This is a genomic window from Myroides pelagicus, assembly GCF_009711055.1.
In the GTDB taxonomy this organism is placed as follows: domain Bacteria; phylum Bacteroidota; class Bacteroidia; order Flavobacteriales; family Flavobacteriaceae; genus Flavobacterium; species Flavobacterium pelagicum.
Genome location: NZ_WMJY01000014.1, coordinates 69,078 through 80,364 on the forward strand (window position 1 = coordinate 69,078; position 11,287 = coordinate 80,364).

The following is an 11,287-nucleotide window of genomic DNA, read 5'->3' on the forward strand; positions in this document are numbered from 1 at the left end:
CTATGAAAAGTATAAAAGTTATTATAAGCACACTAATAGTCGGTATAACTGCTACAGTGTACGCGCAGCAAGACCCTCAATACACACAATATATGTACAATCATTCCGTGATCAACCCTGCTTATGTAGGTACGTTGGAAGACTTGACTATATATGGTCAGTATCGTGCACAGTGGATAGGTCTTGATGGTGCACCACAGACTGCTAATTTTTCAGTTAGTGGACCATTAGGAAATAAAGGTGTTTCAGGAGGAATTAGTTTTGTCAATGATCGCATTGGAGCAATGAATGATAATACGATCTTTTTGGATTTAGGATATACAATCAATCTTAATTATGAGTATAAACTAGCCTTTGGTTTAAAAGGGCAGTTGAATATTTTAGATGTAGACTACACTAAGTTGGACATCTATCACACTGAAGACCCCATGTTGAGAGAGAATATCAATAATAAATTTACTCCGAATATTGGAGTAGGATTAATGGTTTATTCTGATCGTTCTTATTTTGGAATTTCTGCTCCGTCTTTATTATCTACCTATCGATACAATGATAATGAAGCTATAACAAAGATGAAGAAAGAAGTTCATATGTTTGTGACAGGGGGATATGTCTTTGATATTGGAAGTGATGTGTTTTTCAAACCTGCCTTTTTGATGAAAGCAGTACAGGGTGCGCCTTTACAAGTGGACTTGACAGCTAATTTCTTGTTTAGTGAAAAGTATACTGCAGGTATTGCTTATCGATGGGACGCAGCTATCAGTGGTTTAGTTGGTTTTCAAGTCACAGACAATTTAATGATTGGGTATAGTTATGATGCAGATACAACAAGTTTACAACGATTTAATTCAGGATCACATGAGGTATTCATGAAGTTTACTTTGTTTAATAGAGATAAGACGAAGGTAATGACTACCCGATTCTTCTAGTAGTTTTAAAGTTTTTCAAATAGTTAATATAAACTAGCCCGAAAGAGGTAACCTATCCGTAGGTTGCCTTTTTTATATTATAGCTTTTTAAGTTGTTTTATATTTGTGCCATGTTAGAAATACTTTATCAAGACGAATATTTAGTTGTAATTAATAAACCGCGTGATTTATTAGTGCACAAATCTTTTATAGCAAGTGATATTCAACAGTATGCTATTCAGTTATTAAGAGATCAAATAGGTCAATATGTTTATCCTGTTCATCGGTTAGATCGAAAGACTTCAGGTGTTTTATTATTTGCTTTGAATAAGGAAGTATTAAAACAATTAAATGAAGTGTTTGCTAGTCGAAGTGTGGAAAAGAAATACATTGCTATTGTTCGTGGTTATACGCCCGATGAGGAGACGATTGATTATGCATTGACGAATGATAATGGGCAAGTACAGGAAGCCAAGACTTATTATAAAACTCTGCAAAGAGTAGAAGTAGATATGCCTGCTGGTAAACATACTACATCGAGATATTCATTAGTCGAAGCTTATCCAGAGACTGGGAGACAGCATCAGTTGCGCAAACATTTTAAACACATCTTTCATCCGATTTTAGGAAGTCGTCCGCATGGTTGCAACAAGCAGAATAAGTTGTGGTTAGATCGTCATGGCTTAGGCGCGATGTTGTTACATGCTTTAGAGCTTGAGTTTACACATCCTATGACACAAGAGCGTATGCGCTTTAGAGCTACAATTGATGATCAGTATCGTCTGTATAATACTGTGTTAGGTTTCGATTTAGAGGAGTACTATAAACCGTAAACCTTTAAATCTTAGATTATATTACTCATATCTCAGGGCTTCTACTGGGTCTAGTTTAGAGGCCTTGATAGCAGGGTAAAGCCCTGAAATCACAGCGACAATAAAGGTGGTGATAAATGCTGCGATTATTGCGTTCCACGGAATACTAAATGAAAAGTCCATTAGACTTGATAACCCATAGGCTGTAGATAGGCCTAATAGTGTCCCAAGCAACCCTCCTAACTGTCCGATGATTACTGTTTCGGTAAAAAATTGCTGTGCTATGGTACGTTTTTTTGCCCCTAGTGATTTGCGTACTCCGATCTCTCGCGTTCGCTCAGTCACGGATACGAGCATAATATTCATTAGAGCAATTGATGAGCTAAGTATTGTAATTAACCCAATTAGCCAGGCAGCTAGATTGAGCATTTCTACTTGTGTCATCATTGAACGAATCATATCATCACTGCGTTCGATACCAAAGTTAGTCTTTTGTGAAGGTGTGAGATTGCGAATACTTCTGAAGGTTTGTATCGCTTGATCGGAAGCGTTGCTTAATTGACCCTCTTGTTCTGTTGATATTTTTAGGGTATAGTTAATATTAGCAGCATTGAATATGGTGCGCGCAACTTGAACAGGAATAAAGATGCGTTGATCTTCATTATTGCCAAATGTACTCCCTTGTTCTTTTAGTAACCCAATTACTTTGAATTTGTATCCGCGGATAGAAATCACCTGATGAATTGGTGAAATATCTTTAAACATTTTTTTAGCAAAGTCGGCTCCAATAACACACACATGTTGATTATTGGCAATTTCAGTAAAGTTGAAGTTTCTACCTTGTGTTAATTTCAACCCACTGTTGGATAAGTAGTTTTCGTCACAACCATAGACCGACACTTCTGGATCGGTTTTCATATTATTCCCTTTTACTTCTATTTGAGAGGCAGCGTGGAAGGATAGAGAAGTGTAGGTTAAGGGGTACTTATACGCTTCCTTAAACGCTGAAGCTTCTGCATAAGTGATAATAGGATTTGGTTTATCTGTTTTCTCTTTTGCTATTTTAGTAGCTGTATCGTATCGCTGAATAGTAAATGTATTGGCACCTAGAGAAGTAAAGTCCTCTATGATTGTGTTTCGAAGGGCTGATACTACCGATAGGATACCTACTAATGCCCATATACCAATGGCTATGATGAATATTGTAATACAGGTACGCAACACTTGGCTACGTATACTTGTAAGCGCGATTTTAATATTCTCAAAGGCGATTTTCCACATAGGTTGATAGAATAAACAAATTGTGTGATGTAGTAAAAATAGGTAAAAAATGGGAATACGCCTTATGAATTTTTACGATATCTATGGCTGAAAGTTTAGTTTGTCCAGTTTGATCACGTTTTAAAAAAAGGTGTATTTTTGTTGTAGTTAATAAAAATCGATAAAAATTAAGTAGAGATGGCAAAGAAACCAGGGATTCCAAAGGGAACAAGAGACTTTTCTCCTAGTGAAGTGGCAAGAAGACAATATATTATGCAAACGATACGACACGGATTTGAGAAGTTTGGATTTCATCCCATCGAGACTCCTTCTTTTGAAAACTTAGATACACTTCTTGGAAAATATGGTGAAGAAGGTGATCGTTTGATTTTTAAAATATTAAACTCAGGTGATTATTTAAGTAAAGTTGATGAAGCTGTATACGCCAACAAAGACAGTCTGAAATTAACGAATCAAATTTCAGAAAAAGCATTGCGTTATGATTTGACTGTGCCATTTGCACGTTACGTTGTGATGCACCAAAATGAAATAGACTTTCCTTTTAAGCGTTATCAAATGCAACCTGTTTGGCGTGCAGATCGCCCACAAAAAGGTAGATATAGAGAGTTTTACCAATGTGATGCTGATGTTATTGGATCAAAATCGCTATGGCAAGAAGTAGAGTTTGTTTTACTCTATGACAATGTATTTACGGCTTTAGGAGTACACGCAGTGACGATCAAACTAAACAATAGAAAGATATTAGCTGGTATCGCTGAGGTAATTAATGCAAGTGATAAGTTGATTGACTTCACAGTTGCTTTAGACAAACTGGACAAGATTGGAGAAGATGGGGTTAAGGCAGAGATGATTGAGAAGGGAATTGCAGCAGAGTCTATTGAAAAAGTACAGGGATTATTCAACTTCACGGGTAGTTTCGAAGAGAAATTAGATAAGTTAAGAACAATGCTGGCAACGTCTGAAGAAGGTTTAAAAGGTGTGGAGGAGTTAGCTTTTGTGGGAAGAGAAGTTGAAAAGGTTGGCTTGCAAACGGCATTATTGAATCTTGATGTTACCTTAGCACGTGGATTAAATTACTATACAGGAGCTATTTTTGAAATTGGAGCACCTGAGACTGTTAAGCTTGGTTCTATCGGTGGAGGTGGAAGATATGATGACTTGACAGGGATTTTCGGATTGAAAGATATGAGTGGAGTTGGTATTTCGTTTGGTCTAGATCGAATTTACTTAGTTATGGAAGAATTGAATCTTTTTCCAGAGACTGTGAGTACTGCTTCGAAGGTGTTGTTTTTGAATATGGGAGAAGAGGAAATGAGCTATTCGATGGGTGCTATCATGCAACTTAGAGCAGCTGGTGTGAAAACAGAATTGTATCCGGATAAAGCAAAAATGGGTAAGCAGTTTCAGTTTGCAGACAAAAAAGGAATTCCTTACTCAGTGTTAGTGGGTAGTCAAGAGATGACAGATCACAAGTTTACCCTGAAGGATTTAGCTTCTGGAGAGCAAACAGTCTTATCTTTAGAAGAGTTAATCAAAAAGTTGAAATAAACTAGTACGCGCTTATTATAGTTACAAGGTATGTATCATGAGATACATACCTTTTTTCATACCCATTAGTTGCCTTTTTGGGGAGGAGAGAACAGAGTTGAGAAAGTACTGTGGTACAGACTTTGACATTGTTCTTTAGAGTCTGTTATCCTCGGTTGATCACCTCGGTTGAACAACTGGGAAATAGCTGATATTTCTTAGCTTTTTTTGGTAGCAATTCAGTAAATTTAAAGGTTAAATGCAATAAATACGTAGAGAAGATATGGGAACAAAGAAATTAGGTAATTCGCCAAAAATGTTAATGTTTCAATTGTTGTATGTAGAACAGCCAAACGTTGTTGTGGAGGCTGTAGTAGAGCAATTGAGAAAAATATATCCTAGTGTTGAATACAACGAACAAGCCAAAGGGCTGATTTTTCCTGAGATTGAAATTGAATACGAGAATCACAGAGGACCTGCTCAGTGTGTGATTATGGCAGGAGAGCAGTATGAACGAGCAGCTTTGGAAGAGGCTTTTTTACAACAGAATTGGCATTGGAATGAAGCTGCTGAGGTGGAGCAAATGTGTGCCTATTCTTTGTCGGTTAGTGACTTTATGAGTAGAGGACTAGAGCCTCGTGTACGTATTGTTTTATTACAACAAGTCTTATTGGCTTTTGTTAAAGTAACTAAGCCAAGTGCTATCGTATCTATTCACGGAGAGAAATTAATTGACCCAGTGGTGTTTGAAGCGGATTGTCAAGATCCTAATTATGTTGCTTTGGATTTAGTAGCGAATGTTCGTTTATTTAATATTAATAATCCAGAGTACAAGCAATTTTTAATGGATACCATTGGATTACACAGTTTAGGACTGAGTGATTTTCAATTGTTCTTTGATCAGAAAGAATATATCGAAGCAGTCGCTTCTCGTTTGTGGGATTATGCTTATTATACAATGCAAGTGGGCGATGTGATTGACCAGGGGCATACTATCGAAGGACTAGAAGAAGGTAGTAAATGGGACTGTACCAAGGAGTATTCTGCATCACAACCAAAGCGAACTATAATAAATATTGAAGCAAAAGAATAGTTTTTTAAGGGTGAATTTTTACTTTTGAGTGGAGCAATACGATTGTTGTCTATGTTTAAAATAGTAAACAATTTCGGTGTGTATTCGGAAGTATTTGTTCGATTTCTGTATTTTTAGTTGTACTTTTATCCTCCAGTAGTAGAATAAATAAAAGGGGATGTATGCAATTGATTAGTGTTGATTTTCAGAGTTTTATTGATAATTACAGTGATTCGGATCGTGAATTTTTAAATGTGGATTGGAATGGAAAGTACGGAGCGAAGTTTAAAGATGAGAACCATTTGTTTCGTTTGCAGATCGCAGAGGCTGTTTGTGAGCAATTGCACCAAGTGGACTTGGGCTTGATCCGCGACTTATTCATTACTTTAGGACAAGTGACAAAACTCAATTTTAGTGTTTATAGGAATTATCATTTGTTAGCTCAAGAATTATTAGAAAGAGGCGGTGTTGATTACTTATTCGATTATGTATGTGCAGCTCACATTTCCTTTGATGCCTACCTCAGTACTGCAAATATTGTATTGTCTTCTAGTCGAAAGCAAGAGTTACTGGTTTACTTTGATTATTTACGTGCTAATTCTACGGACGCAGAAGTACAGAAATTACTTAGTGATCAGATGAGAAGTCGATTTGCGACAGAAGATTAATGATTTATAGCATGCGACAAATTTTCTTTATTTTGTGGTTAATGATGAGTAGCGGTGTATTGGCTCAATCAGAATCACTTTCCGAACAAACTCGTGAGCAGGTTTCATCTTTGATTCACTTGTTTCAATCAAACGATCAGGTAGGTATTTCTTTGCGCATTAGTTATCCCTTTGACAGACCGTATCCCATCTCTAGAATAGACAATTTTGAAGAATTTGTTGTGCGTTTTGATCAAGTCTTTGACGAGGCAATGGTAGCAGAGATCGGTAACTCTACTTTAGAAGATTGGTCAACAGTAGGGTGGAGAGGAACAATGTATAAAAGTGGTGATCTGTGGATGACAGAAGATGGATTTATTAAGGTAGTCAATCGTCACACTGAAGCGATGGATCACTGGCAAAAGCAATTAATCGAAAAGGATAGGCAGCGACTGCACAGCAGTGTACAGCGATATGAATTTCCCTTAGCGATTATACGAACTTCCAGTCACTATTTACGCATTGATGCTTTAGCAGATCAAACTTACAGGTTAGTTTATTGGACTATTAATCAGTCGATGAGTGAGTCTCCTGTAGAGATAGTTGAGCAGGGCAAAATGTTCGTAGAAGGATCAATGGCTAATCGCTATGTTTTTTTCCAATGAACAAAGAAGGGGAGGAAGTGACTATCTATCTCGATTACCTTGAGAGTACAGTACTTGACGAAGTACAGATAAGTTATTTATCTCCTATGGGACTGGAGCGTGTGGACAGAGGTTATTTGATGAAATAAGCCCGTGGGCTATGATTTTGGATTACACGATAACTCGTTGTAATTTTTACTCAAGACCACACAGACTATCGAAACTCTTGCGCATATCACAAGCTGATTTATACAAATAGAATTGATGGCTACTACTCAGACTAAACATTACACAAGGTTTACTAATGAATAGAGTTCACCCAAGTCTTTCGTTTCTACACGAAGCTTCACTCCATTAGGATAGACAATCTCGTATTGTTTACCTTCTGTTTTAGATGTTTTACCTATTGCTATAAAGCTACTCGATCTTTCTTCTACAGTCTTATTCTTATATTTTACTACCCAATAACTAAATGTCGCTAGGTTAATCCCTACACTTTCACAATACTTTGATTGTGTTAATCCACTTGCTTGCCAATCCTCTACATGAGAGTACATAATTTCTTGTTTGCTCATCTCTTTATTATTTGAGGCAAACTTACTATCTTACATTGGCTTAACAAATATGCATTTGCTCGATACTACTTAGTAAATATTTATATTTTATATTGTATTGAAAATAACACAGCTCTTGGTAATATATAATCATTAGTATTGGATACAATAAAATCATTATATCTAACTTCGTTTTTTATCCCAGTATTAAACAGATTGCTCCCTTTTAATATAAACGTCCATGGTTTTGTTTTTTTTCCATATTCAAGATACAAATTAGCTTGTTGCACAATTACATTATTATTTTGAATAGTTGTTTTTGTCCAATAATAATCCGCTTTCACTAAAAAATACTTTAAGAACTTAGATTCAGTTTTAACTATTAGTTGATCACTAGTTGTTTTATTACTAATTCCACTATTCAGTAATCTATAAGATTTTATATAGGTAATATCAAGGTTAGGGTAGTTTTTAAATAACGTTTTCATTGTCCCTTTTAAAGTTTGATAGTCATTTTTTGAAGAGATTTCTTTTTGATTAATCACTTGAGTAAAACGATTAAAACCGAAATTACTATTTAAAGTAATTTCCCAATTCTTAAATTTTTTATTTACAAGTAATGAGAAATTTAAATTGGTATCTGGTTGATTACTCATAAAAGCTTGATAGAATTGATCAGTACCAATTAATTCTACTTGATTTTTTACACTTCGATTTTTTCTATAATAATTAACTAAAAAATAACCTGAAAATCCTGAATACACATTAAAATCAGAATAACGAAAATTAACACGGTGATATGACACATTGTTTAATAAAGCATTTCCTTTAAAGATGCTATTAAATGAACTAATCTGCCACTGGGTTAGATAATTATCTGCTGGTAAATATGTGTTTTGAATAATATAATTGAGTCTAAGATTTCTAGATTTATTTAATTCATATTCTAACTTAATTTCAGGTTCAATTGTTTTTTTTTGGAATACTTGTGTATTTAGTAAATACTCATTTTCTAAATTATAGTAGTTTAGAAACAATCCAAGTGTTGATGTGAATTTTTTATATAGAAACTTATGCTCTATACCCAGAAAAGAATTATTAAGATTATAGTTTATGTAATTTCCTAGATTCGCTTGTCCAAGACTATTCCAATTACCTGAATCTTTATATTCATTTTCACTACCAAGATTAGTTATAGTTTTTACATATCCCAATGTAGTATAGATATGATTTTTTTTATCTACAATCCAATAATGTTTCAGATTTAACTGAAGATTATTTTGAGTTGTTTGTTTGACTTGGCTCAACGCATATGTACTAGAAGGACTCCAAGGAACATATGATTCTAAGAATCTACTATCTGAAAACCATTTATTTTGTGGGTCTTCTTTTTTATAAAGATGAGAAAAAGCTAAAGTAGCCTTATGTTTTTTATTAAAAGTTTTATGTGATTCGAATAACTGATAGAATGAAAAATTCTCAATATTATTAGAACTATTCAAATTTTTCTCTTGTGTGCTGTTCTTATTAAAATCAATGTACGAATCCTGATTCTTTTTAGTAGCTAGTAATTGCAAATCATAATTAAAGGTTGTAAATTTATTATGAATATAGTTTGTTGTTATTTTAGTAGATAGAAGTTCATTGCGACTATTTGATAAACTTAATCTATCTTCTATGTTTGTATTTTCAACATCTAAATATTGGATATTCTGTTCAGTTTTCGATCGAATCCAATTTTTATTAAAAAAAACAAGTGCTTTGATATTCCAATTTTTATTAAATGAATATCTAAAATCACTTGAAATAAATTGATTTTTGTTTTCTAAAACATCTGTATTAGGTTTGATGTATTCATACATATTGACTAATCTATTTGTGGCATTTTTCTTTATATATAAACTCTGAATGCCTTCTAAACGAAAAGCTTCATCATATGTTAATAGTTGTGAACCTATGTTATTTAAGTTTGCAATTACACTCCAATTTATTGTGGGAGCATAATAAAACAAACTAGTATTTGACTCATAAAACTCATTATTGCCATAACCTGTGCGTACATCGCCAAAAATGAACTCCTTTTTATCTTCTTTTAACTTTATATTCATTGCTAACTCATCTGAACCAGATACTGATTTCATATGACCAATTTCAGTAAAATGATCAATAACTTCAACTTTATCAACAGCATCTGCTGGAATATTTTCGACACCAAGTCTACTTCCCCCACCAAAAAAAGGATTATTTTCTACCATAAAGTGAGTAACTACTTTCCCTTGTACTTTAATTTGACCAGTATCACTAACCTCTATCCCTGGAAGTTTCTCTAATTGATCTCTTAATTTACGTTCATTACCATTAGTAAATACTTTAACATCATAAATTAAAGTATCTTTTTTAATTATTATTGGTTGATAATTATGCTCAATAATAATTTCATCTAAGAATTCTTCTTTATCAATTAAAATGAAATTATAATTTGCTATAGATTTATCATATTTATACTCTAAAGAATCTGCTTTATAACCTATATAACTCACTCTAATTGTGTAGTTTGTTTCCTTATCTAATTCTAATTTATACCGCCCTTTATAGTCTGAAATTGCAAATTTTATCTTCTTGTTTTCTTCTATGGGCTTAGCGATAATATTCGCATTTTCCAAAGGAAGGTTATTAGTTGATTTTACAATACCAACTAAGGTCTGACCAAAACAAAAAGTTTGAAAAAAAAGTAAAAGGAAGAGTAATAATTTTCTCATTTCATTATATATAGAAAATATATCGATTTTAATTTTTTCTTGACATATTTAAATAGGTTTGGTACTGTAATTTATTAAAATCCTCTTCAGATAACACTTCGCCCTTTGTTGGCTCTTGCTCAATAGTTATATCTTTATTAAATTCTATTTTAGAAAGGGTAAACATTTTATTATTTTCCTGAACCTGGATTATTAAACCGGGTAATCCACTGTAAGTTAATGGTCCAAAAGGATAAGGAAATTCGGGAGCATACCAAGCTGTAACTAATATTGGTTTTCCTTTAACATCAATTTTAGTTCTTGTTGCTTTGTAAGCTGTGAACCCATTTATTTTTAATTGTTCATTATCCAATGTCCAATCAGCAAATAGAGTATTAACCAATAAATATCTATTCTCTAGAATATTCATAGGAGCGGATCCTTTGTTATAGTATTTTATTGTTTTATTAGTCACATTAGAATATATAGTTTTATCACAACCACAAAGACTAAAAGCCAATTTATTTTGTGAATTTCTATTATTGGTAGACATCTCAAATGAGGCTCTTTCTTTATTAAATAATAGTTTTAACTCTACTGCTTCTTCATAATCTTTAGCCTTGCTTAAATAGGAGCTATAAGGAGAAGAGTTTTCTAGATTTTCATCATTAAAAAGATATTTCACCTTATAATATGCAATGTTGGTTTTTTGAGAAAAACATATACTAGTAAAAGCTAAAAATAAGATTGTAATGTATTTCATATTATTAAAATTTAATTATTTAAAATACATAGAGCTACTATTTACCTCTATGCATTTTTAAACAATTTACTTATTAGTAAGTATCATTTAAACATTTTTCAAATAACTCATCAGCTATTGCCATTGCGTCATTAAAATCTAGATCCATTTCACTTCCAGGATAATTACCTTGTAAAACATCCATATCTATGACTCATTGATCAGCACAAGGAGTAGCGAAATCTAATTTTTCGCTCATCGCAAAAGAGCTACTCGTACAAGTAATAAATAACATGATAATAAAATAAACTTTTTTTCATAATGGTTCTTAGATTCAACAAATAAATGCAACAGCATTTAAA

General features: G+C 33.3%; 11 protein-coding genes. 7 read left to right on the forward strand and 4 right to left on the reverse strand.

Going from position 1 to position 11,287, the window contains the following annotated elements:
* Nucleotides 1–2 precede the first annotated feature (2 nt).
* Nucleotides 3–929: a PorP/SprF family type IX secretion system membrane protein gene (locus GJV77_RS07820; RefSeq protein ID WP_155035818.1), complete on the forward strand. Its 927-nt coding sequence runs from the start codon at nt 3–5 to the stop codon at nt 927–929.
* Between the two features lie 110 nt (nt 930–1,039).
* Nucleotides 1,040–1,741 (forward strand): pseudouridine synthase, encoded by a 702-nt coding sequence (locus tag GJV77_RS07825; RefSeq protein ID WP_155035819.1) that lies wholly within the window; start codon nt 1,040–1,042, stop codon nt 1,739–1,741.
* A gap of 21 nt (nt 1,742–1,762) precedes the next feature.
* On the opposite strand, the gene GJV77_RS07830 is transcribed toward GJV77_RS07825, so the two are convergent.
* Nucleotides 1,763–3,001 (reverse strand): ABC transporter permease, encoded by a 1,239-nt coding sequence (locus GJV77_RS07830; protein WP_155035820.1) that lies wholly within the window; start codon nt 2,999–3,001, stop codon nt 1,763–1,765.
* 177 nt (nt 3,002–3,178) lie between these two features.
* On the opposite strand from GJV77_RS07830, the gene hisS reads away from it, so the two are divergent.
* The 5 genes from hisS to GJV77_RS15010 all read left to right on the forward strand — a co-directional run bounded on the left by hisS (nt 3,179) and on the right by GJV77_RS15010 (nt 7,040).
* A complete protein-coding gene (hisS, locus tag GJV77_RS07835) occupies nt 3,179–4,549 on the forward strand; it encodes a histidine--tRNA ligase (RefSeq protein ID WP_155035821.1) in 1,371 nt (456 codons plus the stop codon).
* Between the two features lie 262 nt (nt 4,550–4,811).
* Entirely contained in the window at nt 4,812–5,621 is an 810-nt protein-coding gene (locus GJV77_RS07840) for a DUF4261 domain-containing protein (RefSeq protein ID WP_155035822.1), read from the forward strand.
* Nucleotides 5,622–5,782: 161 nt separating this feature from the next.
* The gene (locus GJV77_RS07845) at nt 5,783–6,268 is read left to right on the forward strand and encodes a hypothetical protein (RefSeq protein ID WP_155035823.1); all 486 of its coding nucleotides are present in this window, start codon (nt 5,783–5,785) and stop codon (nt 6,266–6,268) included.
* Between the two features lie 11 nt (nt 6,269–6,279).
* Entirely contained in the window at nt 6,280–6,912 is a 633-nt protein-coding gene (locus GJV77_RS07850; RefSeq protein WP_155035824.1) for a hypothetical protein, read from the forward strand.
* Nucleotides 6,909–7,040: a hypothetical protein gene (locus GJV77_RS15010; protein ID WP_262885836.1), complete on the forward strand. Its 132-nt coding sequence runs from the start codon at nt 6,909–6,911 to the stop codon at nt 7,038–7,040. Before GJV77_RS07850 ends, GJV77_RS15010 begins: the two co-directional genes overlap by 4 nt.
* A 138-nt stretch (nt 7,041–7,178) precedes the next feature.
* Here GJV77_RS15010 and tnpA read toward each other — a convergent pair whose 3' ends face one another.
* The 3 genes from tnpA to GJV77_RS07865 all read right to left on the reverse strand — a co-directional run bounded on the left by tnpA (nt 7,179) and on the right by GJV77_RS07865 (nt 10,946).
* A complete protein-coding gene (tnpA, locus tag GJV77_RS07855; protein ID WP_155035825.1) occupies nt 7,179–7,466 on the reverse strand; it encodes an IS66 family insertion sequence element accessory protein TnpA in 288 nt (95 codons plus the stop codon).
* 80 nt (nt 7,467–7,546) lie between these two features.
* Nucleotides 7,547–10,204, reverse strand: a complete 2,658-nt coding sequence (locus GJV77_RS07860; protein WP_155035826.1) for a carboxypeptidase-like regulatory domain-containing protein — start codon at nt 10,202–10,204, stop codon at nt 7,547–7,549.
* Nucleotides 10,205–10,232: 28 nt separating this feature from the next.
* The gene (locus tag GJV77_RS07865) at nt 10,233–10,946 is read right to left on the reverse strand and encodes a GLPGLI family protein (RefSeq protein ID WP_155035827.1); all 714 of its coding nucleotides are present in this window, start codon (nt 10,944–10,946) and stop codon (nt 10,233–10,235) included.
* Nucleotides 10,947–11,287: the final 341 nt, after the last annotated feature.

What these genes read in the sequence shown, in the direction of transcription:
- GJV77_RS07825 (WP_155035819.1), top strand. Translation starts at nt 1,040, where the DNA reads ATGTTAGAAATACTTTATCAAGACGAATATTTAGTTGTAATTAATAAA.
- GJV77_RS07830 (WP_155035820.1), bottom strand. Translation starts at nt 3,001, where the DNA reads ATGTGGAAAATCGCCTTTGAGAATATTAAAATCGCGCTTACAAGTATA.
- GJV77_RS07865 (WP_155035827.1), bottom strand. Translation starts at nt 10,946, where the DNA reads ATGAAATACATTACAATCTTATTTTTAGCTTTTACTAGTATATGTTTT.
- tnpA (WP_155035825.1), bottom strand. Translation starts at nt 7,466, where the DNA reads ATGAGCAAACAAGAAATTATGTACTCTCATGTAGAGGATTGGCAAGCA.
- hisS (WP_155035821.1), top strand. Translation starts at nt 3,179, where the DNA reads ATGGCAAAGAAACCAGGGATTCCAAAGGGAACAAGAGACTTTTCTCCT.
- GJV77_RS07860 (WP_155035826.1), bottom strand. Translation starts at nt 10,204, where the DNA reads ATGAGAAAATTATTACTCTTCCTTTTACTTTTTTTTCAAACTTTTTGT.
- GJV77_RS07845 (WP_155035823.1), top strand. Translation starts at nt 5,783, where the DNA reads ATGCAATTGATTAGTGTTGATTTTCAGAGTTTTATTGATAATTACAGT.
- GJV77_RS07820 (WP_155035818.1), top strand. Translation starts at nt 3, where the DNA reads ATGAAAAGTATAAAAGTTATTATAAGCACACTAATAGTCGGTATAACT.
- GJV77_RS07840 (WP_155035822.1), top strand. Translation starts at nt 4,812, where the DNA reads ATGGGAACAAAGAAATTAGGTAATTCGCCAAAAATGTTAATGTTTCAA.
- GJV77_RS15010 (WP_262885836.1), top strand. Translation starts at nt 6,909, where the DNA reads ATGAACAAAGAAGGGGAGGAAGTGACTATCTATCTCGATTACCTTGAG.
- GJV77_RS07850 (WP_155035824.1), top strand. Translation starts at nt 6,280, where the DNA reads ATGCGACAAATTTTCTTTATTTTGTGGTTAATGATGAGTAGCGGTGTA.